The following is a 23,660-nucleotide window of genomic DNA, read 5'->3' as shown; positions in this document are numbered from 1 at the left end:
CTGTTTTACGGAATTGTGACAGGCCTTCTTATCTTAAGTTTTACCTCTTGTGTTAAAGAAATTGATAAGTATCAGGCACCCGATGTTTCAGCTACACAGGTAACTGATATGAATGAGCTATTGGTGCCTTCCGGATTTAATTTTAACCTTGACAGGGAAGTGACCTTTGAAATCCGGTTGAAAAACAACACTGATGGTCCACTTTCAAAAGTGGTGGTGGACATTATGACTGATCTACCTGAAAATAATGGCAAAGTGCTTTACAGAGGTGCTACAAATTCCGCCGGAATTATTTCCGGAAAGTTCAAGGCCCTTAAAACATTAAATCAGTTTATCATTAATACCGATTATATAGGTATTACCAATAATGCTGTTGTTACCGTAAACAATAACCATATCCAACTGACACTGGGAGGAAGTAATCCACAAAAAGTACTATTTAAGGATATCACTACTATCGGTAATGGATATTCTACTTCTGCGAACAGGACTTCATCCATTCCTAATAAAATGTATTTAGGTACCTGGAATAATCAAGGTGTACCAAATTATATGGAACCTGTTCGGGATATCGTAAGTTCAGCGTTGCTTTCACGCATCAATTATTCATTACCTGAAAGACAGCCTGTACCCATATCACATCCGGAATATATTGCTATAAATACAGCAAGCAATCTTGAAATTACTCAAACAGCAGATGTCTGGATGACATTTGTACATGAAGGTGCGGGTTACAGGAACACCATTGGCTATTATAAATACCATAAAAACAATCCACCCGCTTCAACCAGCGACATCACGAACATTCATATTGTATTCCCTAATCTATCTTACCAAAACTCCGGTGGTGGCCTGGTGAGTGGAGATAAAGTTCATTTAGGAACATGCGGCCCTGATAGTATGATTGGCTTTGTTCTTCTGGCCGATGCCTTCTCCATCAACTCTGCACAAGTAGGAAATGGAAATGGACAATACTATTCCAATGATGATTTAAATCCGGAAGCTTCAGCGACCTTACGCAGTCATAATGTATTACTATGGGATGCTGTTGAAGAAAAAATGATAATAGCCTTTGAAGATCTCCATCGTGGTGCAGGAAGTGATGATGATTTTAATGATGCATTGTTCTATGTCACCACCAATCCATCTGCCGCTATTTCCACTAACCGCGTTAATCCGACGTCCAACCCGAACGATACGGATGGCGACGGAGTAGATGACCTGTACGATGAATATCCCTTTGATATTGATCTCGCTTATAATGATTATTATCCAAGTGCAAACACATTTGGATATCTCGCCTTCGAAGATTTATGGCCTTTCAGAGGAGATTATGATATGAATGATTTACTCATTGGCTACCGGATGAATTCGATCCGAAATGCAAACAATGAAGTCATACAAATTCAATCCAAAATATTTGTAAAAGCAGCCGGAGGTTCATTTCAACATGGGTTTGGAATTGAACTTCCGATACCACCTTCATTTATTGAAAGTGTCAATGGACCTATACTTACTGAAAATATCATCAATGTAAATGGAAATGGTACCGAAGCCGGACAAACAAATGCCGTAGTGGTGGTATTCGATAATTCTACAGCACTTGCACTACGTCCTGCAGGATATTATATCAATACTGAACCGGGATCGCCGGTTGTTGCCAGTGATACCATTCGTTTAGCCATTCGATTTATATCAGGTATTTCGCCTGCCACATTGGGCACGGCTCCTTACAATCCCTTTCTCATCTCCAATAAAAGAAGAGGTTATGAAATTCACATGGCCAATTATGAACCCACTGATTTAGCTGATCCTGCTTTGTTCAATACCGGCCAGGACCGAACGAACCAAGCCATGGGACGCTATTATAAATCAGACAGGAACTTGCCCTGGTGCATAAATATCCCTGGAGAATATGGAATTGTGATTGAAAAGGCCCAGATCATGGATGCCTATTTGAAATTCGCAGATTGGTCTCAATCCGGAGGAACATTATACAATAACTGGTATAGCAATGAGCCCGGTTTCAGGGACCCCACGAAAATTTTAATCAGGTAAATCAATACTATTTATGAAGAATCTTTTTATCCGCATCCACCTCATCAGCGCATTCTTCCTGCTAACTCATACGAGTAAGGCTCAAAAAACAATTGCTGCAGACTCGCTAAAAAATGTTATTGACGGAAATCTATATCCATTTTCAACACTTCATCGGAGATACCATATTACTTTTACCCGGTATCAGACCATTTATCATCTTAAAAAACATCAATGGTTCTCCGGAAAAACCTATAATCATTTGTAACAGTCAGGGAGAAGTGGAAATCAACAGCGATCATTATTTTGGAATTTCTATACGGCGATCCTCCCATTTAAAACTTAGTGGAAAAGGAAGTGCACCTGTCAAATACGGAATTCGTATCTTCAATAAAGTCGGGAGCGGATTGAGTATTGGTGATTATACCTCCTTTGTAGAAGTAGAAGGTGTTGAAGTCGGTTACTCGCAATATTCAGGAATTGTAGCAAAGACAGAACCTTTCTGTGGATTTCTCCGAAGCAGTTTCATTCAGGAAAACACCTCCATTCATGACTGTTACGTCCATCATACCGGCACGGAAGGAATGTATATAGGAAGTTCGTTTTATAACGGGCAGGTCATTCAATGTAACAACACCGCCGTAACCATCTTACCGCCCTTACTCAGGAACGTTGAAGTCTATAATAACATTGTTGAATATACAGGATGGGATGGTATTCAGGTTAGCTCTGCCATCAACACAAGGATTCACCATAATTTGATCCGTTATGATAGTCAGTCAAAAACAGATTGGCAAATGACCGGCATCATCCTCGGAGAAGGGTCGACCGGTGAAATTTATAACAATGAAATAAAGGATGGTGAAGGTTCAGGAATATTTACGAATGGATTGGGCGACATTTACATCTATAATAATAAAATTCTCCGACCCGGAAAAAATAATAACTTATCCAGCGGAAAATACGGAATGTATATCGATGAAAAATCAGCCATATCCGGTATGTACTTTTACATCTTTAACAACCTCATCTTAAATGCGCGAACAGAAGGAATACGGTTTCTAAGTCATAAGGGTAAGAAAAAGAATTTTATAGTAAACAATGTCATTTTAAAATCAGATCTATCTGCCGGTAATTTAGAAGAAGGGTATATAAATATTGTTGGAGAAAAAATAACCTTAGGATCTAATTTCACCACAACGGACCTGAGTCTATTACGATTTCATGATTTTGACAAGGACGATTACCGGATCGAGGCCGGATCGTTATTAATTGATGCAGGACAACTTTTACCATTTAAAAATTTGCTAAACGACTTTGAAGATCACACAAGACTACAAGGGACCGCAATAGACATCGGACCACATGAGTCTTCATTTGAACGCGAAATTTATTCGAACTCTACTACTCAGGATGTGGCCTACCCTAATCCGGTGTCCGGCGCAGACAAAACGACCATAAGTTTTCAAAATCCGGTGGAAGGATGGATTGAATTTATTCTGGTGGATCATACCGGTAAAAAAATAAAGCAGTTGGATCGCAATTACTTTACGGTAGGGACACAATACAAAATCATACAGGTTTCAGAATTAAAAAGTGGTTTGAACTTCATTCAAATCAAGAAACGTATGGACAATTCGATCGTCAGAATTTCAGTCAGCGAACGATAGTTTACAATGTATTATTGAGTATCTTTATAGCCTCAAAAGTCCGGATGACATATGGCTGTTAAAATCGTTGCAGGTAATTGGAAAATGAATTTAAACCGTGGGGAAGCACAAGCTCTGGTTTCCGAGATCACAGGAATGCTTTCCGATGAAGTGACTCACCCTGTAAAAGTCATATTGTTTCCGTCGAACATTTACATTGGTGCCATTACTCAACTCACCTCTTCCGATCATCGTATTGCCATAGGTGCGCAAAACTGCTCCAATAAAGAGTCGGGTGCTTTCACAGGTGAAGTATCTGCCGGCATGCTTAAATCAATGGGGTGCCATTATGTTTTGATCGGTCATTCGGAAAGAAGAGCATATTTTGGTGAAACAAATACCTTGCTCTCTGAAAAAATTGATTCGGCTATTAAACATCTCCTGCATCCTGTGTATTGCATTGGTGAACAGCTGGAGGATAGAAACAATAAGAAGCATTTTGAGGTGATAGAAAATCAATTGAACGAAGGGATATTTCATTTAGACGCACCTGACTTTGAAAAATGTATTATCGCCTATGAGCCGGTATGGGCCATTGGCACGGGTCTGACCGCTTCTGCAGAACAGGCGCAGGAAATGCATGCCTATATTCGTCAGTTGATTGAAAAAAAATATGGAGCCGTCATCGCAGAAAATACATCTATTCTATATGGAGGAAGTTGTAATGATCAAAATGCAAAGGAACTCTTCGCGCTCAAAGATGTTGATGGAGGTTTAATCGGTGGCGCTTCTCTGAAATCCAGAAGTTTTGTCAATATTATTAAATCACTACCCTGATCAGGCGTTTTGCTTTGAAGTGGTGAAGTAAAAATGCAAGCGCGATATTTCCTTTCTCACCCTTTTCCAGATCATTTGATGCAGCTGACCATCCATATCTAATGTTCGCGCAGTAGTCCAGATTCTTGAACTTCCCGATTTAATCATTTTCACGTTTCCAAAACGTTTCATGGCTAAAACCATTTGGCCATCCTCTCCCCTTCTCACATCCGTTCTCCAGCCGATTTGTTTTCCCATTCTGGTATAGAAGGCAAGACTTGTTCCACCGGCAACTAATTCCGGACGGTTAATAGCACGCAGACCAATGGCGATATCTTTAAAGAACTCATAGCATGCGAGACTGAATCTCGACATGTTACCGTCAGGAAGGAAGGAGACACGACCATACGTACAAATAGCTTCTCCCTGCTCCATAGGTGCAATCATCTGATGTACCCAATCCGGAGGATAAATACTATCGGCATCAGCGCATAAATGATACTTTCCTTTTGCCATTTGTAAACCCGCATCTCTGGCATATCCTACACCTTGCAAGGGCTGAAAAACCGATTTAACACCGCAGCGGTCCAAAATTTCCTGCGTACGGTCGGTGGAGTTATTATTGGCTACAATGACTTCCACGGGATATTCCGTATTCAAGGCCGCCAGTGAAGAAAGTGATTTTAAAATCGTTTTCTCTTCATTGTAAGCAATTACTACAATACTCACCAGAGGATTTTTTGAATTCTGACGGGAAAAACCATCTTTAATTCTCTCAATGATTTCCACCGGAATATCATCTACGGAATTATAACTAATGTAATGTTGTTTTACCCATTTCGGCATCCATGGTTGATACATACTGCAGCTATTTATTTGATTACAAACTAGTGGTTAATACGAAAAGAAATGTTCGAAGTTTCAGCCTTTATTACAATCTATTTGTCTTTTGTACTGACTATCTTTGTGCATGCCCCGGTATTTCGCTCATCTCTCCTATAAGGGAACACATTTCCATGGATGGCAATTGCAGCCGAATGCAGATACCGTTCAGGAGCGGTTGAACAAGGCTTTAAAGACCATTTGCAGGCAAGATGTTGAAACAGTTGGTAGTGGCCGGACAGATACCGGAGTCCATGCAACTCAATTCTTTGCCCACTTTGATTTAATAGAAGAACTGAAAGATCCGGCCCACATCACCATTCAGTTAAATGCAGTCCTTCCCGCCGATATCCGGGTTTTTGAACTTATTCATGTAAGTCGTGAGGCACATGCGCGGTTTGATGCCACACAGAGATCCTACAGCTACTATATCTTACAGGAGCCGGATGCTTTTCTCTACGAGTATGGCTGGTTTCAACACCTTCAGCCGGATATTGAAATAATGAATAATGCAGCGCGTCTTTGCCTTGATCGCGAAGACTTTTCCTGTTTCAGCAAAAGCGGTGGACAGCAACTTACCAACAACTGTCATATTCAGGAATGTCGATGGATAAAGGAAGGGAAATGGCTTCGTTTCACTGTTACGTCTAACCGTTTCCTTAGAGGGATGGTGAGAGCTATGGTGGGCACCTTTTTGGAAGTGGGAATGGGAAAAATCAGTGAGCAGGAGTTTGCGGATATACTACGTAGTGGAGACCGGAAGCAAGCAGGTCAGGCAGTACCACCGCAAGGACTCTTTTTAGAGGAAGTATCGTACCCCTATTTCAATGGAAAACGTGTATTCCCTTTTAACAAATGAGTACAGCCGGAAAAGCCTTTGATGGTAATTTATTAAAAAGGATATTCCGATATGCGTCGCCCTACAAGAAGATTTTCAGGTCGGCACTTTTGCTGACCATTGCACTCTCCTTATTGGGTCCGGTAAGACCATTAATGACGCAACAAATACTGGATCATTATATCGCCGGCGAAAATGTTAAGGGAATCATATGGATGAGTATGGGCATGATTGGCGTCCTGATCCTGCAATCCTTTTTACAATTTTTTCATTCGTGGAACACCAATCTTCTGGGACAAAAAGTCATTCGGGATCTCAGAAATACGCTCTTTGAAAAAATGCAAAGTTTCAATTTGCGTTTCTTCGATAAAACGCCCATAGGCACCAGCGTGACCAGAAGTGTATCAGATATGGAAACGGTTGCCGATATTTTTTCGGAAGGATTAATTATCATTATAGGCGACTTCCTTCAATTGACAGTCATCATCACCGTTATGTTTATCGTGGACTGGAGATTGGCGTTGATCAGTCTTTCTACCATTCCATTGCTCTTTATCGCGACCAATATTTTTAAGAATAAAATCAAGGAAACTTTTGGTGAAGTTCGTACGCAGGTAGCGGCCCTCAACACCTTTGTACAGGAGCATCTTACCGGAATGAGAATGGTGCAGGTTTTTGGGAGGCAGGAAGAAGAATTAAGCAAGTTCAAAGCCATCAATCACCTGCATCGTAAAGCGAATAATCGTTCGGTTTGGTATTATTCTATTTTCTTCCCTGTGGTAGAAATACTTTCAGCAGTTTCCATTGGATTAATTGTTTGGTGGGGAGCGGGAGGCGTAATCAGAGAAGAAGTCACCTTTGGAAATCTCATCGCCTTTATCATGTACATCAATATGCTCTTCCGGCCTATACGGGAGCTGGCTGATAAGTTCAATACCTTACAAATGGGAATGGTGAGTTCAGAACGCATTTTCAAAGTGCTGGATGAAGAAGAAGTAACAGTAGATGAAGGAAAACGCGCCCCGGAAAAAATACAAGGTTATATTGAGTTTAAAGATGTTTGGTTTGCCTATGATTTTGATAAGGAAAAACCGGAGGAAGCCAATTGGGTCTTGAAGGGAATAAGTTTTAAAATCTTACCCGGAGAAATCATCGCCCTGGTGGGTGCCACAGGAGCAGGAAAATCTTCCATTATCAATCTGCTCAACCGGTTTTACGAAGTCAGCAAAGGAGAGATTTTGATTGACCATGTAAACATCAAAGAATACAAACTTCATCTGTTACGAAAACATATCGGTATGGTGCTACAGGATGTGTTCCTCTTTTCAGATTCGGTAATGAACAACATTACACTCTACAATAGTTCAATATCAGAAAAACAAGTGCACGAGGCAGCCATTAAACTGGGCGCTTCTGCTTTTATAGAGCAATTGCCTGAAAAATATCATTTCGTCGTCCAGGAACGCGGTAGTGTATTATCGACCGGTCAGCGACAACTCATTTCATTTATCAGAGCTTATGCCTACAATCCTTCCATCTTAATCCTGGATGAAGCCACTGCCAATGTAGATTCTGAAACGGAAGACCTTATTACTAAAGCAACGGAAAACATCACTTCAAAAAGGACTTCTATTGTCATTGCGCATCGATTAGCAACCATACAAAACGCTCATAAAATTATGGTCATGGATCATGGGGAGATCATGGAAAGCGGTTCACATAAAGAGCTATTGGAGAAAAGCGGCCATTATAAAAAACTATTTGAAATTCAATTTAATACACTGAACAACTAGCCGTAAATTTTAAACCATACACTATCAATACTTTACATTGAGCATACATTTCTTTTTGCCTATATTTGCAAGTAGTTATGACTACTAAAAAGAGAGTATTAATGGCCATGAGCGGAGGGATCGACAGTTCCGTTGCTGCCATACTTTTACATCAGGCGGGTTATGAGGTGGTAGGAATAACCATGAAAACCTGGGACTATGCCGGAGCCGGAAAAAACGGAAAGGAAACCGGATGCTGTAGCCTCGACTCCATCAATGATGCACGAAGTATTGCTGTCCAATATGGGTTTCCTCATTATATTCTGGATATACGGGAAGAATTTGGAGAATCGGTGATTGACAATTTTGTAGATGAATACCTGGCAGGTCGAACACCGAATCCTTGTGTCATGTGCAATACGCATATCAAATGGGAAGCACTTTTAAAAAGAGCGGATATGTTAAAATGTGATCATATCGCCACCGGACATTATGCGAAAGTAAGAGAAGAAAATGGACGTTTTGTGATTTCCAGAGGATTGGATCCCGGTAAAGATCAGAGTTATGTTTTATGGGGTGTGACGCAGGAATGCCTCTCCCGCACACTCTTTCCTATTGGGGGTTATGAGAAGAGTGTGATCCGGCAAATGGCCCGTGATATGGGTTTGCACGATCTCGCGAATAAAAGTGAGAGTTATGAAATTTGCTTCATCCCTGACAACGACTATCGGTCCTTCCTGAAGCACCGGGTTCCGGATCTGGAAGATAAACTGGAAGGAGGTTCATTTATTGACAAGAACGGAAATATCCTTGGCAAACACCGAGGGTACCCTTTTTACACCATCGGACAGCGGAAAGGACTTGATATCGCAGTGGGTTCTGCCTTGTATGTTACCGAGATCATTCCAGATTCAAATACAGTTGTACTTGGAGATATCGAAGATCTGGAGCAGCAGAAAATGTGGGTGAGAGATGTAAATCTGGTCAAATATGATCAGCTTCCTGATGACCTTGAAGTATTGACAAAGATCCGTTATAAAGATCCGGGTACCATGGGAAATGTGACCCAGCATGGATCACGTATTGAAGTAGGGTTCTATTCTCCTGTAAAGGCGGTTGCCCCCGGGCAAAGTGCTGTGTTCTACGAAAACGACGATGTAGTTGGCGGAGGATTCATTGAATTGACCAAAAAATCTTTGAACTAATTCATGAATAAATCGTAAAAAAGTTCTAAACTTACGCTCATGACATCCGTACTCAAGTACACCGCTCTGATTTCCCTTGCACTATTATTGAACTCCTGTAGCAAGGACGATGATGGAGGTCAGAATTCCCCGGTAGTCATTTCCGGCTGGGAATATTTTCCTGTTGATTCGGGAATGACACGTTATTATCAGGTGGACTCAGTATATTGGGATCCATTTACGGGAGTGCATGACACGGTCAGTTATGAATTAAAGGAAACTATAGCCGGAGATTTCATCGACAACCAGGGAAGAACAGCTCAGCGCATAGAGCGTTTCCGAAAGGACCTAAGCGGGAATTGGATAATTTATAAGGTTTGGTCGGCGGTACGCACCAACACCACGGCTGAAAATGTGGAAGACAATATCCGTATTCTGAAACTCACCTTCCCCTGCTCTACCGGTGTCAACTGGAATGGAAATGCCTATAATGCACTCGGCGAAAAAACATTTGAATACACGACCTGCAATGTTGGTGGGTCATCCTATTCGCTTCAATTCACTCAAACATCTACCGTTAATCAGGATGATGAACCCGGAAATTTACTCAATGACCGAAATGACCTTGAGAAATACGCAGCGAATATTGGAATGTACTACCGGTTGAATTCATTCGTTGAGTTCAATTTCATTTCCGGCGACACTGTTTCCGGATTCATCTATACTGAAAAGTTAACCTCCTATACCCTATGAAATTCAAATTGATTATTCTTAGTCTGATCTCGCTTCTGACACAAATTACAAAAGCACAGGATCGCTATGTGATTCTGTTTTCAGATAAGAATAATTCACCTTACTCTATTTCCAATCCTTCACAGTTTCTTTCTCAACGTGCCATCGACCGCAGGAATTTGCAAAGTATTTCCATTGACAGTAGTGATCTGCCCGTGAATCCATCCTACGTGCAAGGCGTGATGAATACCGGTGCACAAATATTGAATACGAGTAAATGGTTCAATGCGGTCATTATTCAAACGGCCAACCCTTCTGTACTGGCTGCTATCAACCAATTGCCATATGTTGTTTCAACTACCACCGTTGGACGAATTGCTGCTCCTTCAGATAATGACCCGAAATTTGGCAAAGAACAGCTGATGACGAAGAGTACCATGCGATCGTCACAAACCACCTCAACAAGTTCGCTGAGTTATGGCTTTGGTTATGATCAGGTAAACATGTTAGGATTGACACAACTGCACAATGCCGGATACACGGGGACAGGCGTGTTGATTGCAGTGCTGGATGCGGGATTTCTGGATGCCCCTTTAATGACTTGCTTTAATCACCTATTCACAAACAATCAGATCAAATACACATGGGATTTTGTAGATAATGAAACGGATGTATATGACGACCATTATCATGGTGCTGCGGTGCTCTCCTGCATTGCCGCCTATGTTCCCGACACATTGATTGGTACTGCACCCGATGCGGATTTTATTTTACTACGTTCAGAAGATGCCAATTCAGAATATATCATTGAAGAATACAACTGGTCAGTAGCAGCAGAATTTGCGGATAGCGCCGGTGCGGATATTATTAATAGTTCATTGGGATATACCCGCTTTGATGATTCCACACAAAACCATTTTTACGCGGACATGAACGGTGACCTGAATCCTTCCACTATAGCTGCAGATATAGCGGCTAAAAAAGGAATGGTGGTATTAAACAGTGCAGGCAATGAAGGAGCTTCTTCCTGGAATTATATCAGTGCGCCTGCTGATGCAGATTCTATTCTTTCTATAGGAGCTGTGGATCAATCCGGGAATTATGCCAACTTCAGTAGCAATGGTCCAACTGCTGATGGCAGAGTGAAGCCGGATGTTGCTGCTGTGGGGCAAGGAACCTGGTTGTATTCCCCTTACAGTAGCAATCAGGCTGTGCAGGGAAATGGCACGTCCTTTTCCTCACCGGTGATGGCAGGTGCTGTTGCATGTCTTTGGCAGGCCTGGCCTCAAAAGGGTAATATGGACATCATTCGGGTCGTAAAAAGAAGTGCGAGCCAATTCTCTAACCCGGATACTTTATTAGGCTATGGCATTCCTAACTTCTCACTGGCCAATAGTTTTCTAGATCTGGAAGAATATTCAATTCCTTCGAATATTATTCTTCATGCATTCCCGAATCCCTGGCAGGGAAATACTCCTCTTACCCTTTTGTATTATGCGTCTGGGGGAGCAACAAAGGCAACGATGAAAATATTCGATCTAACCGGCCGTTTGACTTATGAAAATAATTTCAATGTGATTAACGGAGCATACAATCAGCTACAATTGACTCCGGAGCTTTCCAATGGCTGCTACATCATTGAAATCAATGATGAGTTTTCAGTAAATTCAATCAAGTTAATCCGACTTTAGTTTTTAAGCAGCCAGAGCATATAAGCCGATTATTCCCGCGATAAAATAAGGAACCAGAGTAGCCGCACCGGAATAATCCTTTGTAACCCGTAGACCGAAAATCAACATGATCATGGTGAGTGTAGAAAACCAGGCTCCCCAACGGGCGATGTATGGATTATCGCTTATCAACACATGAATGGCACCAATAAAGGACAATGCACCACTGATGAGTTCAAAAACGGTGAGGGAGATGAACAAAAATCCCACATAGCTATATAAAGCATTTTTAACAAATTTCTGCCTTATCCATCCTGATTCGGTTTTGTAATTAATCATCTTATCAATTCCCGATTGGAGAAACACAATCGCCAGAAACGCTGAACAAAAAAATCCGGCCCAGTTAATATCTTGAAGTATCATAATTTAATATTGAAAGGCTAAGATATATAAAATATCAATAATTGAACGGCAGAATTTAACGAGGAAATTCTACTTTCCATCCACTTAAATTTTCAACAGGTCAAAACGCTTATTCAGAATGGTTGACGCATCGGCTTTCAGCCATTTTTCAAGGAGGGTTGCATAGATATTTCTAAAGTCGATCGTATACTGTAAATCGCCTTGATCCAGCATTGACAAAGAGGACATCTCGTTATACATACCCGGTTTATTCAATGCCCCGCCATTCAGGAAAACGCAATTGGCTTTTCCATGATCTGTTCCTCCGCTGGCATTTTGTTCCACTCTTCGCCCGAACTCCGAAAAGGTCATGATCAGGGTATTGTTCCATTTGCCCGAAACTTTTAACTCTGCGGCCAAAGCCCCCATTCCTTCACTATAGATCTTCAATAAGCGCTCCTGCTGATTCTTTTGATTGTTATGTGTATCGAATCCACTAAGCGAGACATAGTACACCTTAGTTTCCCCACCACTGCTGATCAACTCTGAAATCAATTTCAGGTCTTTTCCGAATGCCGTATCCGGGAAAGTAGTCTTGGCTTTATAAATTCTTGATTTATTGTAGAGATAGTTCACGGATTGCTTCGCCTCAGAAAGCACTTTATACAAATAGGAAACCTGTTCCTGTTCCAGATGGTGGTGATCCACATCGGCTAATTGTCCGATGAGTGTTCCCGACAATGCCTTATTCATTTTTTCCGGATGAGAAACCGCGAATCCGTTAACAGTATTGCCTTTTAACGCCAGACTTAATGAATCATCTACTTCGACAGCAGTATGCGGTAAAGCGCATCCGTCACATTTTGCATCCAGATATCGACCGATCCAACCGGTTTTGAGATATTCATTGCTCTCGCTCCCGGTCTGCCAAATATCCATGGCTCTGAAATGAGATCGGTCGGGATTCGGATAGCCTACATTATTTAAGATGCACATTTCACCCTCTTTAAAAAGCCGCTCCATATCTTTTAACACCGGATTAAATCCGGAACTATCCGCTATTTTAATAATGTCCTTCTCAGGTAAGGATATGCCGGGTCGCAAACTATAATACAGGTCATCGCGGAATGGAATCACCGTATTCAATCCATCATTTCCACCGGAGAGTTGTATCACGATCAGCACTTTCTCTTCGGAGGAAGATGATAAATTTAAACCGGGAAACCCCTTCAAAAATCCGGGGATTAATGTCGCCGCGGAGGCGAGGGCACTCTGCGTTAAAAATTTTCTTCTGTTTATATACATCATTTAGCCGACCTGATATTCAGGTAATGTGGTCAGATACATCAACACTTCTTTTATATATACACTTCGGTCATTAATTGATGAAACGGGTCGAAACAGGGACCGTAATGCAGGAGAAACCGGGACTGCCATCATCCATTGAGCGAGCGCATCAAAAAGCTGATCGTCCTTCACTTCTTTAAAATGCGTAATGCAATGCATGAGATTTGCTTCATTCTTTTGTTTGGGTCTGATCAACTGAACATCAAATGCATTATTATTATCTCCTTCCTGTTTTGGCAACTGATCCGGAATTTCATCATTCAACAGGATACGTCCCATCCGCATGCGAAAGGACAAAGAAGAACTATCGATCCAGTTTCTTCCTCCGGGCCAACCCGCAACATTCGGCGGATTGAACAACACCTGGCCTAATAATTTCTGAAATCCGATGGCCACATTTGGATTGGCAAATTCCACTTTAAAATCGCGTATGAGCGGTACCATCAATTCGATTGGAGATTTAATAAGTGCTCCATAATAGGTTGTGCTATAAAACCATTCTGAGAGGAACACTTCCCGCAGCAGCACCTCTATCTCAAATCCGGATTGATAAAATTTTTCTGCCAGAAGATTAATTCTATTCGCATCCAATTTTTCACTTACAAAAGCCTTCCAAAATTTACCGGTAATAAATAATGCTGTTTGCTTTTGTTTCAATAAAATCTCAATAATGTCGTCGCCTGTAAATGTTCCGCTCTTACCTAAAAACTCCTTGGTGGAATCATCATGGATTCTCTCCCTGAACTCAAACATCCCCTCCCGGTTAAATGTCCAACCTGTGAATGCTCTGGCTGCTTCAGTGACATCTTTTTCTGTATAATTTCCATGTCCCAATGTAAACAACTCCATGACTTCACGAGCGAAATTTTCATTGGGATGCGCTTTTCTATTCTGTTGATTATTTAAAAACTGTAACATTGCCGGAGATTTTGAAACTTCCAGCAATAGCGTTTTGAAATTACCCAGTGCATGTTTCCTGATTATATTATTCAGTTGCTGAGCGAATAACGGATTCCCCGAACGACAGGCAAAGTGATTCGCCCAAAACAAGGTCATTTTCTCTCTTAACACCGCCTTGCCCGAGACCATTCTGTTCAACCAGGCAAAATTCAGGTCTTTTATCAATTGTTGCCGTGACAACACCTCCCCTACTTTTGGATTCATGAAATCAGGGGTAGTGTACTTTTCATCCTTACCGATAACCTGCAGAGGAGTGAAATCAACAGCATCCTGCCACAACCATTCATAAGATTGATTTAAAGATCTATTTTGATGAAGACCCGTTAATGGCATTCCAAAACCTGCTCTGGAAAATAAATGTAAAATACTTTTGGGAACCATGCGATTTTGATACTTTATACTTCAGGTAGTTTAACGCAGTAAAATAATTAATATTTCTCTGCTACAACATTACGAAGTAAAAAATCTCATTTTATATAATTCTTCCAAGAAAATCGCAATTTAAAAGAAATATGAAATACGGAAATTTATAACAAATGTGATACAATATTCATAAAATCAACTTCACAATAGACAATTAACCGGTGTTCACCAATCACCCTTCTCCTTCCAACTCATATCTGATCTCAGCCGGTAAGGAACTTAGTACATGTTGAATTTCAGCAGGTGTGACATGTCTTGACAATACTTTGAACACGGCTTTGATGGCATCATCCACGGCACCTTCATAAACGAAATCTTTTAATGCTGCAAAGTCATCTTCCTTCATCACCTCCGTTCTGAAATCTTCAATATGCTTAATTTTTGAAGGATTCATTCTCACTTTCCATCCATCAACATAGACAGCTTTGATGGCCATTGGAAGCTGTGAAAGAAACTGAAAGGATTCCTCAACGGTTAAACGGTTTCGCAGCGCTCTGAGCACACACCGCAGCATTCTTCCCGCTCTATCAGTATCGTCAGTTTTCAATTCCCTGGCCACTTCCGCTACGAAAGCTTTGCCTTTAGTCGCGTAATCATCAAATCTCAGTCCCATATATTAAAGAATTATTTTAGTAATGCTGTCCGGTAGAATTTTGAAGTTCTAAAAATAGAAAAATTCTGCTTTCAAAAAAGCAGCTTTCACAAAAATTAAAAAAATATTCAAAGAAAAACGATGTGGTCCTGAAGCAGTAACCTCATCGAAAACCTGTCTTTCAATCGGAATAAATGAATCTGAAACGTTTAATAAAGGGGATAAACGGAAACTTATCCGCGCTTATCCCCCTATTCAAGCGATATTATTTTATATCTATTTTGCAAGGAAGCCAATCAACTCTTTTCTGAGGTCATTGAAAATCTTCTCGTAAGTATCGACCTGATCTCTCATATTCGTATGGTCATCCCATTTCAGGCGATCAGCGGCAACTTCATTCTTCTTTAGATGGTCTTCAATTACATTTTCATATTCCTTTACATTATGCCTCAAAATATCATTTTGTTCATCCTGTACGATTAGTTGATTTTGAAAATGTTCTACCAGAGCAAGAACTTCCTTGCTGGTATTCTTTTCTGTAACCTGTTCCAGACGATGACGCATAATTTTAATCTCATCCTTATAAAATGCGATTTTATTCAACCACTCACGGTGTTCAGCGTGTAAATCGTAAACATATTTCTTTTCCATAATATTTTGGGGTTTTACATTGCTAAGTTCCTGCGTTTAGTGTTCAAGGGGTATGACTTAATTAAGCAAGAGGAATGACAAGAATCATCTGAAATGATTTTGATAACTTCTCCTCCCGTTTAGACCTCGAACGTGTATAAAGTTAAATAGAAATGGTTGAGTTCAAATAATTTATTGTGGAATAATAGCCATTTGAAGACAGCAGAAGGAATGCAAAATCACATAAACAAGTCATAAATATTTATATAACAACTTCTTACAAACCTAACAGGGAAAGGCTAAATCACTTTACAAAGGATAACCTCTTCGGCAAATTCAAAGTAGAAGTGTTTGGAAATTATCATATTTGTGAAGGGTTGGACATTTTAACCCTTGTAGTGATAGTAAAAGTTAAACGAATCATCAGTTTTAAGTCACAACTTCATTAGCGGTTAGAATGAAAGGTAAAGTTAAAATTACACTTATTGTATTGTTGGTTATGGCCATCGGGACAGAAGTATTCCTGAGATACTATTTTGGATTTTGTGATACCGTCCTGATGAGAGAAGATGCGCATTACGAATATATTCCCCAGGCCAATCAACAGCGATTCAGGTTCAGAAATCATATATTTTACAACTCTTTATCGATGCGTAGTGAAGAAGTGGATACCGGTGCAGTTAAAATTTTAGGGTTTGGGGACTCCATTATCAACGGTGGTGTTTTAACCGATCAGGAAAGTCTTGCCACTACTATTCTCACCGATACGCTCAGCAAAATCAGGAACAGAAGAGTACAGTTTTTAAATATTGCTGCAGGAAGCTGGGGTCCTGATAACTGTTACGAATACATGAAGCAGCATGGAGATTTCAATGCAAGACATATTTATTTATTCGTCAGTTCACACGATGCTTATGACAATATGGACTTCCAAAAAATTGTGGGTGTAAGTGAAAGTTTCCCTGACCAACAATATCCTTTTGCCTTGATGGAATTAATGGACCGATACCTTCTTCCCCGGCTGGGATTTACCAATGAGCATGAGGGGAACGATGTTGGTAGCCTGGGAATAGATAAAAAGCAAAATGACAGTAAATTCAACCCGGGATTTGAATCCTTTCTGAATTACACGCAATCCCATCAGATCGCGCTCACCATTTACCTTCATGCGGAATATTCAGAACTGGAAGCCGGCGAATACAATGAACAGGGAAAGGAAATAATTTCATTTGCAGAGAAAAACAATATTCAACTAATTAAAGAATTGGATAGTAATTTTGAAGCCGGTGATTACAGGGATTTTATTCACCTGAATGAAAGCGGTCAACGAAAAATGGCTTCACTTATATTAAAAAATGAAATTGAAGCAAATACTTCCGTAAACTAGAAGTTTTCTTTGCGTCCGCTTATTTTCCGGGAACCTGCATTCTATAGCCTCAAGGCGGATTCACTTCCCAATCCAATACTTTTTATGCAGTTAGATTGATTAAATTTGCGCATCGATGTCAAGCGCTGCAGCATTTAATGAGTTACTAAAGCAAGATCCTATATTCAAGACGATCATTGCTGTTTTCAAAAAAAATCAAATCCGGGGATATCTCATTGGAGGGTATGTACGTGATCTTATACTGGGACGACCTTGTAAAGACATTGACATTACAATTTTGGGCGATGGAATTCACGCAGCAGAATTGGTCGCTGAGGCGCTGGGTTATTCCAAAGGTCAGGTTACGGTTTTTAAAAACTATGGCACAGCCCTCATTAAGCACAAAGATCTTGATATTGAATTTGTTGGGGCAAGGAAGGAGTCATATGCTCACCATTCGCGCAAACCGGTAGTTGAAAACGGCACCCTGGAGGATGATCAAAACCGTCGCGATTTTACTATCAATGCACTTGCCATCAGTTTAAATGAGAATGACACAGGCCATTTGCTGGATCCCTTTGATGGTTTGGGCGACCTCACCAGGAAATTAATTCGAACACCATTAAATCCTGAAATCACTTATTCCGACGATCCTCTTCGAATGCTCAGGGCGATCCGCTTTGCCACACAACTCGACTTTCAAATTGATCAGGTATCTTTTCAAGCCATCTTCACCCAACGCCAACGCATTAGCATCATCAGTGGGGAAAGAATCATTGATGAAATTAATAAAATTTTACTTTCCAAAGTTCCTTCAAAAGGGTTCCTTTTACTGAGAAGCTCAGGTCTTCTGCCCATCATTTTTCCTCAGCTTTCTGCATTGGAGGGCGTAGAAACGGTGCAGGGCAAAAGTCACAAGGATAATTTCTTTCATACGCTGGAAGTCCTGGACAATCTCGCCCGTACTTCTGATGATCTTTGGCTGCGTTGGGCGGCTTTGCTGCATGATATTGCCAAACCTGCCACAAAAAGATTTGAACCACAGCATGGCTGGACCTTCCATGGACACGAAGACAAAGGGGCCAGAATGGTTCCTCAAATTTTCCGACAACTAAAGCTTCCATTGAATGAGAAAATGAAGTATGTGCAAAAACTTGTGTTACTTCATCTGCGTCCCATTGTGCTGGCAAAAACTGAAGTCACTGATTCAGCAGTGCGCCGATTGCTTTTTGAAGCCGGTGATGACATCGAAGATTTAATGAAACTTTGCCATGCAGATGTCACCACAAAAAATGAATATAAGCAAAAGAAATACAAGGCAAATTTTGAATTGGTCCAGCAGAAGCTGATCGAAGTAGAAGAGAAAGACAAGGTTAGAAACTGGCAACCTCCTATAACCGGAGAGCAAATCATGGAAGAGTTTGGCCTGAAACCGGGGAGAGAAATTGGCATCATCAAAAACACCATCAGAGATGCGATTCTAGATGGAGATATCCCAAATAATTTTGATGATGCTTACAAATTAATGCTCGAAAAAGCAAATGAATTGGGACTTACCCCTGTTAGAAAAAAATAAGCTTAATTTCACTTTTCTTCTTGTCAGTTAAATGAAGCCTTTTATATTTGCATCAAGATAACCTGATCATGCCAGTTGTATACCGATTCCGTGTCGCCTTCGAAGATTATGATGAAATCACGAGGGATATTGAAATTAAAAGCACTCAATATTTCAGCGACCTGCACCATACCATACAGTCTTCCATAGGTTTTGACAACTCAAAGCCGGCCTCTTTCTATATGAGTAATGATCATTGGCTAAAAGGTCAGGAGATTTCTCTGGATGAAAGAAAGGATAAGGATGGTAACAAAGCTTTATTAATGGAGGAAGCACGGTTATGTGATTTTATTGCTGACCCGCATCAAAAAATTTACTACGTTAGTGACCGCGATTCCAACTGGACCTTTCGTATCGAATTGATAAAAATTATTCCTAAAGGAGACGAGACCATCCATTTTCCGCTATGTGTAAAGTCCATTGGCGAAGCTCCGAAGCAATATGTAGTGGTACCGAATATTAAACTATCTGCAATAGAATCCGAAGAGTTTGAAAAATTAATTTCACCTTTAGACGATGATGCCGAGGATATAGTTGAAGAAACCGATAACCTGATGGAAGAAGCGGAAGAGGGAGTGGAGTTGGATGAAATAGAAGGAATGAGTGAAGAAGGCGAAGAAGTGGAAGCGGAAGATGGTGATGGTGAAACAAGCTTCAATGATGCTGAAGATGAAAGTAAGGAAGAATATTAGATTTCATTTTTTGTTACTTAGCGCTTTTAGCGCACTAATTTTGTTTTTTATATTACAGTGATCAGGTTTCTCTAAATACTGCACGATGACAGGCGATAGACCCATTTTGATTGTTATAGCGGGTCCCACAGCCTCAGGAAAAACGAAGCTGGCGATAGATATTGCGGAGTTTTATGCTACCGAAATTATCTCAGCAGATTCAAGGCAATGTTATCGGGAGTTGACCATTGGAACTGCCAAACCATCACCCGAAGAATTGTCAAGTGTTCCCCATCATTTTATTAATTCACATAGTATCACCGAACACTTCAGTGCCGGACAATTTGCTGAACAATCTTCCACATTACTTACAGCCTTATTTAAGAAAAATAAAGTGGTGGTGGCAGTTGGAGGAACAGGTCTTTATATAAAAGCATTGACAGAAGGGTTTGATGAAATGCCGGAGTTAGATGCAGCCATTCGAATTCAATTGAACCAACTCTATGATCAGGAAGGGTTGGCTCCGATTCAAAAGATCGTTGCTGAATCTGATCCGGTTTTTTACGATCAGGTCGACAAAAATAATCGCGCCCGACTCATCAGAGCAGCGGAAGTGATTTTGAGTACGGGTAAACCTTATTCCAGTTTTCGTATAGAGAAAGTGAAAGACCCCTATTTTACCGAGCTCAAAATAGTTATTGATTGGCCACGTGAGTTGCTCTATGAACGCATCAATTTACGTGTTGACCTCATGATGAACGAAGGGCTATTGCAAGAGGTGGAAAGTTTGCTCCCTTTTAAAGAACATAATGCTTTAAAAACGGTCGGTTATACAGAGCTTTTTGAATATCTGGAGGGTAAATTCACATTGCCGGAGGCTGTGGAAAAGATAAAACAGCATAGCCGGAATTATGCGAAAAGGCAGCTGACCTGGTTCCGGAATCAGGGGAATTATAGCTTTGTGGACCCTGCGGAAACCCTCGCCTTATTGAAATACCGGGTGAACCTGAAATAATTGCACTTTTCTAAGATAATACAGTCCCAAAGCCTCTATTTTAATTTCTTAATGGAACTAAGAATTGATTTTCTTAAGTTTGTAGATACATCCTACACAAACATGAAACGAATTATTACACTCCTTGCTATCCTTTGTTCTTCGCAGCTCGTCTGGTCACACGGTGATATTCACCATGACTTTGACCCTCTGCAACAACGGTTTATGAATGACAGCCGTAGACTTCCTGATTATAAATATCAGCAATCCTTACGAGAGCAACCCTCCTGGAAACAATTTATCCAACAAAACGGAGATTGGTGGGTGCAGTTCAATGAAACCAATGCCCGTCCACATAGGGCTTTTGGAACTCCAATTGATATGCAGTTGACCTCTTCCCCTGCAGCTGCCGGTCTTTATTTCCTTAACACCTATTTACCAAACTATCTGCCTGCAAGTGTTAGTCTGGAATTTATTTCAGCTCCTGTCTCCAAGAAATATATCCATACCAACTACATTCAAAAACACAACGGACTTGAAGTTTTATGGAGCCGTGCTACCGTGAAAATGACGCACGATATGAAAGTGGTGATGTTTGGTCTGGATGTCTACGATGATATTAACATCTCTACCACTCCTACCATCACTTCTGCGCAAGCCATTACGGAAGCTTCCAAAGGAATAGTATCTGCTATCACCGGTACTTTCGCTCAACCTGATCTGAAAATCCTGCCTGTACCCGGATACAGAGGGAATAAATACCACCTGGTATATGAAGTCAACATCAGAACATCAGCTGACGGACAAACGCCTGACGATTATTATACGCTGGTAGATGCGATGACAGGTGAAGTATTGTACAGAACGGATAAGATTGTCAGTTTTGCTAATTCCGACATTACCATGACCGGAACAGTTTATCCTACTCATCCCTACAATGCTACTGCTATCGTAAATCTTCCTTACCTAAAAATAACTGTAGGCGGAACCGATTACAATACCGATGTAAATGGACTACTGAATTTGCCCAATACAAGTCCATTCAACGCTACTTTCACATTGGCAGGTCCATGGGCTACTGTGTATACCGGAGCCACCAGCACAGCCGTTCAGAGCTTTACTTCAACTGTTAATCCCGGCCCCAACACCATTAGCTTTGACAATAGTTCAACCGTTCGGCATTTATCTGCATATTACCATACCAATGTCGTCCATGATTTTATGAATTCCAAACTTGCTTCTTTTACCGCCCTTGATTATCCATTGGATGTACGGGTGGACAGAACCGATGGAACATGCAACGCTTTTTATAATGGAACTTCAATTAATTTCTACACCACAGCGGGTGGTTGCTACGCGCTCAGCATGGTGGCAGATGTTATTTACCATGAATACGGACACGGCATAACGGATAAGTTTTGGGATGCAAATGGTCTCAGCTTCAGTAATGGCGGAATGGGTGAAGGCTATTCGGATGTATGGGCCATTTCTATCACCAATAATCCGGTTCTTGGAATAGGATTTAGTGATACGGATCCTACCAGCAATGTCAGAAATTACGACTTCAATAATAATGTTTCCCGTAAAGTTTATCCACAAAATATAATTGGCGAAGTACATGCTGACGGTGAAATTATTGCCGGCGCCTGGTGGTCGACAGCTTTGCTTTTAGGTTCTACTCCACTCATGACCGACCTCTTTACTGAATCGCATTACGGACTTGCCAATGGACCAAATGGTGCGGAAGGACAAGTGTACACCGATATCCTTATTGACGCCTTACAAGCTGACGATACGGATGGAAACCTGAACAATGGTACGCCTAATATAACGGCTATCACTCAAGGTTTCGCACAGCATGGAATCACCTTGTTATCGAACGCTACCTTAAACCATACTCCGGTGGTTACTTCGACACCGGGGATTGATGTTACCTTGAATGCATCTCTCACCAACCTGCAATTTGCATGGGCTTTAGCAGGAGTAAAAGGAGCTTATAAAATAAATAACGGATCATGGAATCCATTTACATTAGCCAATACCGGTGGAAATAGCTATTCCGGAACTATTCCTGCTCAGCCTGCCGGGACATTGATCTCTTACTATATTGGTATTGAAGATATCAACGGAATATTGTCGAATGTACAACCGGTAGGTGCTAACGTAACCGCCAATCCGAACATCCCTTACTTTACCATGGTTGGATTCAACCTCATTTTTACTGATGATTTTGATATTACCAGTGGTCAATGGGTGGAAGGATTAGCTACGGATGGAGCAACAACAGGAATGTGGGAACAAAATGGTCCGGAGCAAACACTAGTGGGCGCAGGAGTGGTGCAGCCTAACTATCAGGTGACGCCGGGCGGCTTTGTTTGTTATGTAACAGGTGGTGTTGCCGGAACTACCGGAGCCGGAGACTATGACGTCGATGGCGGTGCAACAACACTGACCTCTCCCACCTATGATTTATCCTCCTACACGAACCCCACTTTTGAATACTACCGTTGGTATACAAATGATCAGGGTGCTACTCCGGGCACAGATTTCTGGCAGGTTTATATTTCGAATGATGGCACGAACTACATCCCCGTAGAATACACCACTGTAGCTGATCATAGCTGGCGCCGTTTTGTTTTCAGAGTTACGGATTACCTGCCTACCAGTTCCACTTTTACAGTAAGATTTATAGCTGAAGATGCGAATGCAGGAAGTTTAATTGAGGCATTAATGGATGAATTTTCATTGTACGATGGCCCAAGTACTACTTCTATTGCAGAAAATAATGACTTCACTTTACTCCAGGTTTGGCCCAATCCTGCTCAGGACCTTCTGCAAGTAAACTGTGTTCTTAAAAATGCAGCCGCGTATCAATTGAATATTACAGATGCAGTAGGAAAAGTGGTTCATTCGGAATACATAAAACTAAACGCTGGAAATTCAAGTTTACAGCTTCCCGTTCATCAATTAGCGAATGGATTCTACCATTTAAGTTTAATGGGTGAAAAAGGAACAAAGAATATTAAATTCTCCGTCGCACACTAAGAATAAGTCAATATAATCAGATAGGCCCCGGGTAA

19 protein-coding genes are annotated in these 23,660 nt (G+C 41.0%); 13 read left to right on the top strand and 6 right to left on the bottom strand.

All coding sequences use genetic code 11. From position 1 onward, the window contains the following. Window positions 1–15 precede the first annotated feature (15 nt). The 3 genes from IPJ86_12335 to IPJ86_12325 all read left to right on the top strand — a co-directional run bounded on the left by IPJ86_12335 (window position 16) and on the right by IPJ86_12325 (window position 4,523). The gene (locus IPJ86_12335) at window positions 16–2,058 is read left to right on the top strand and encodes an LruC domain-containing protein (GenBank protein MBK7888038.1); all 2,043 of its coding nucleotides are present in this window, start codon (window positions 16–18) and stop codon (window positions 2,056–2,058) included. Window positions 2,059–2,171: 113 nt separating this feature from the next. Next, complete coding sequence (locus IPJ86_12330; protein MBK7888037.1) at window positions 2,172–3,707, top strand: right-handed parallel beta-helix repeat-containing protein; 1,536 nt, start codon at window positions 2,172–2,174, stop codon at window positions 3,705–3,707. 51 nt (window positions 3,708–3,758) lie between these two features. Then, complete coding sequence (locus tag IPJ86_12325) at window positions 3,759–4,523, top strand: triose-phosphate isomerase (GenBank protein ID MBK7888036.1); 765 nt, start codon at window positions 3,759–3,761, stop codon at window positions 4,521–4,523. Here IPJ86_12325 and IPJ86_12320 read toward each other — a convergent pair whose 3' ends face one another. After that, complete coding sequence (locus tag IPJ86_12320; GenBank protein MBK7888035.1) at window positions 4,524–5,363, bottom strand: glycosyltransferase family 2 protein; 840 nt, start codon at window positions 5,361–5,363, stop codon at window positions 4,524–4,526. A 109-nt stretch (window positions 5,364–5,472) separates the two neighbouring features. Here IPJ86_12320 and truA point away from each other — a divergent pair, with 109 nt between their 5' ends. From truA to IPJ86_12295, 5 genes are all read left to right on the top strand, one after another. Next, window positions 5,473–6,243 carry a tRNA pseudouridine(38-40) synthase TruA gene (truA, locus tag IPJ86_12315; protein MBK7888034.1) on the top strand — a complete coding sequence of 257 codons (771 nt, stop codon included), beginning with the start codon at window positions 5,473–5,475 and terminating at the stop codon, window positions 6,241–6,243. Further along, window positions 6,240–8,015 (top strand): ABC transporter ATP-binding protein, encoded by a 1,776-nt coding sequence (locus IPJ86_12310; GenBank protein ID MBK7888033.1) that lies wholly within the window; start codon window positions 6,240–6,242, stop codon window positions 8,013–8,015. The genes truA and IPJ86_12310 overlap by 4 nt, the downstream gene beginning before the upstream one ends. Before the next feature lie 77 nt (window positions 8,016–8,092). Further along, complete coding sequence (gene mnmA, locus IPJ86_12305; protein MBK7888032.1) at window positions 8,093–9,199, top strand: tRNA 2-thiouridine(34) synthase MnmA; 1,107 nt, start codon at window positions 8,093–8,095, stop codon at window positions 9,197–9,199. Window positions 9,200–9,238: 39 nt separating this feature from the next. Then, a complete protein-coding gene (locus tag IPJ86_12300; GenBank protein MBK7888031.1) occupies window positions 9,239–9,931 on the top strand; it encodes a hypothetical protein in 693 nt (230 codons plus the stop codon). Continuing rightward, the gene (locus IPJ86_12295; GenBank protein ID MBK7888030.1) at window positions 9,928–11,601 is read left to right on the top strand and encodes a S8 family serine peptidase; all 1,674 of its coding nucleotides are present in this window, start codon (window positions 9,928–9,930) and stop codon (window positions 11,599–11,601) included. Before IPJ86_12300 ends, IPJ86_12295 begins: the two co-directional genes overlap by 4 nt. Before the next feature lie 3 nt (window positions 11,602–11,604). On the opposite strand, the gene IPJ86_12290 is transcribed toward IPJ86_12295, so the two are convergent. The 5 genes from IPJ86_12290 to IPJ86_12270 all read right to left on the bottom strand — a co-directional run bounded on the left by IPJ86_12290 (window position 11,605) and on the right by IPJ86_12270 (window position 15,955). Continuing rightward, window positions 11,605–12,003, bottom strand: coding sequence for a DoxX family protein (locus IPJ86_12290; protein MBK7888029.1), 399 nt, complete (start codon window positions 12,001–12,003; stop codon window positions 11,605–11,607). Window positions 12,004–12,087: 84 nt separating this feature from the next. Continuing rightward, a complete protein-coding gene (locus IPJ86_12285; protein MBK7888028.1) occupies window positions 12,088–13,281 on the bottom strand; it encodes a DUF1501 domain-containing protein in 1,194 nt (397 codons plus the stop codon). 9 nt (window positions 13,282–13,290) lie between these two features. Then, a complete protein-coding gene (locus tag IPJ86_12280; protein ID MBK7888027.1) occupies window positions 13,291–14,670 on the bottom strand; it encodes a DUF1800 domain-containing protein in 1,380 nt (459 codons plus the stop codon). 214 nt (window positions 14,671–14,884) lie between these two features. After that, window positions 14,885–15,319: a DUF2267 domain-containing protein gene (locus IPJ86_12275; protein MBK7888026.1), complete on the bottom strand. Its 435-nt coding sequence runs from the start codon at window positions 15,317–15,319 to the stop codon at window positions 14,885–14,887. Between the two features lie 261 nt (window positions 15,320–15,580). Next, the gene (locus tag IPJ86_12270) at window positions 15,581–15,955 is read right to left on the bottom strand and encodes a hypothetical protein (protein MBK7888025.1); all 375 of its coding nucleotides are present in this window, start codon (window positions 15,953–15,955) and stop codon (window positions 15,581–15,583) included. A gap of 436 nt (window positions 15,956–16,391) precedes the next feature. Between IPJ86_12270 and IPJ86_12265 the strand changes: the two genes are divergently transcribed. The 5 genes from IPJ86_12265 (at window position 16,392) to IPJ86_12245 (ending at window position 23,625) form a co-directional block, all read left to right on the top strand. Beyond that, window positions 16,392–17,321, top strand: a complete 930-nt coding sequence (locus IPJ86_12265; GenBank protein ID MBK7888024.1) for a hypothetical protein — start codon at window positions 16,392–16,394, stop codon at window positions 17,319–17,321. 115 nt (window positions 17,322–17,436) lie between these two features. Next, window positions 17,437–18,876, top strand: coding sequence for an HD domain-containing protein (locus tag IPJ86_12260; GenBank protein ID MBK7888023.1), 1,440 nt, complete (start codon window positions 17,437–17,439; stop codon window positions 18,874–18,876). A gap of 68 nt (window positions 18,877–18,944) precedes the next feature. Then, complete coding sequence (locus tag IPJ86_12255; protein MBK7888022.1) at window positions 18,945–19,607, top strand: hypothetical protein; 663 nt, start codon at window positions 18,945–18,947, stop codon at window positions 19,605–19,607. A gap of 85 nt (window positions 19,608–19,692) precedes the next feature. Beyond that, entirely contained in the window at window positions 19,693–20,601 is a 909-nt protein-coding gene (gene miaA, locus IPJ86_12250) for a tRNA (adenosine(37)-N6)-dimethylallyltransferase MiaA (GenBank protein ID MBK7888021.1), read from the top strand. Between the two features lie 102 nt (window positions 20,602–20,703). Next, window positions 20,704–23,625 carry a M36 family metallopeptidase gene (locus IPJ86_12245; GenBank protein MBK7888020.1) on the top strand — a complete coding sequence of 974 codons (2,922 nt, stop codon included), beginning with the start codon at window positions 20,704–20,706 and terminating at the stop codon, window positions 23,623–23,625. Window positions 23,626–23,660: the final 35 nt, after the last annotated feature.

This window comes from Bacteroidota bacterium (genome assembly GCA_016713925.1).
Lineage (GTDB): Bacteria > Bacteroidota > Bacteroidia > AKYH767-A > OLB10 > JAJTFW01.
This window is presented reverse-complemented; position numbering and strand designations above follow the sequence as displayed.

Bases quoted from the DNA above. Each gene is read 5' to 3' on its own strand.
- IPJ86_12310 (MBK7888033.1), top strand. From the start codon at position 6,240: ATGAGTACAGCCGGAAAAGCCTTTGATGGTAATTTATTAAAAAGGATA.
- truA (MBK7888034.1), top strand. From the start codon at position 5,473: ATGCCCCGGTATTTCGCTCATCTCTCCTATAAGGGAACACATTTCCAT.
- IPJ86_12330 (MBK7888037.1), top strand. From the start codon at position 2,172: ATGTTATTGACGGAAATCTATATCCATTTTCAACACTTCATCGGAGAT.
- IPJ86_12295 (MBK7888030.1), top strand. From the start codon at position 9,928: ATGAAATTCAAATTGATTATTCTTAGTCTGATCTCGCTTCTGACACAA.
- miaA (MBK7888021.1), top strand. From the start codon at position 19,693: ATGACAGGCGATAGACCCATTTTGATTGTTATAGCGGGTCCCACAGCC.
- IPJ86_12290 (MBK7888029.1), bottom strand. From the start codon at position 12,003: ATGATACTTCAAGATATTAACTGGGCCGGATTTTTTTGTTCAGCGTTT.
- mnmA (MBK7888032.1), top strand. From the start codon at position 8,093: ATGACTACTAAAAAGAGAGTATTAATGGCCATGAGCGGAGGGATCGAC.
- IPJ86_12270 (MBK7888025.1), bottom strand. From the start codon at position 15,955: ATGGAAAAGAAATATGTTTACGATTTACACGCTGAACACCGTGAGTGG.
- IPJ86_12300 (MBK7888031.1), top strand. From the start codon at position 9,239: ATGACATCCGTACTCAAGTACACCGCTCTGATTTCCCTTGCACTATTA.
- IPJ86_12325 (MBK7888036.1), top strand. From the start codon at position 3,759: ATGGCTGTTAAAATCGTTGCAGGTAATTGGAAAATGAATTTAAACCGT.
- IPJ86_12260 (MBK7888023.1), top strand. From the start codon at position 17,437: ATGTCAAGCGCTGCAGCATTTAATGAGTTACTAAAGCAAGATCCTATA.
- IPJ86_12320 (MBK7888035.1), bottom strand. From the start codon at position 5,363: ATGTATCAACCATGGATGCCGAAATGGGTAAAACAACATTACATTAGT.
- IPJ86_12245 (MBK7888020.1), top strand. From the start codon at position 20,704: ATGAAACGAATTATTACACTCCTTGCTATCCTTTGTTCTTCGCAGCTC.
- IPJ86_12255 (MBK7888022.1), top strand. From the start codon at position 18,945: ATGCCAGTTGTATACCGATTCCGTGTCGCCTTCGAAGATTATGATGAA.
- IPJ86_12280 (MBK7888027.1), bottom strand. From the start codon at position 14,670: ATGGTTCCCAAAAGTATTTTACATTTATTTTCCAGAGCAGGTTTTGGA.
- IPJ86_12265 (MBK7888024.1), top strand. From the start codon at position 16,392: ATGAAAGGTAAAGTTAAAATTACACTTATTGTATTGTTGGTTATGGCC.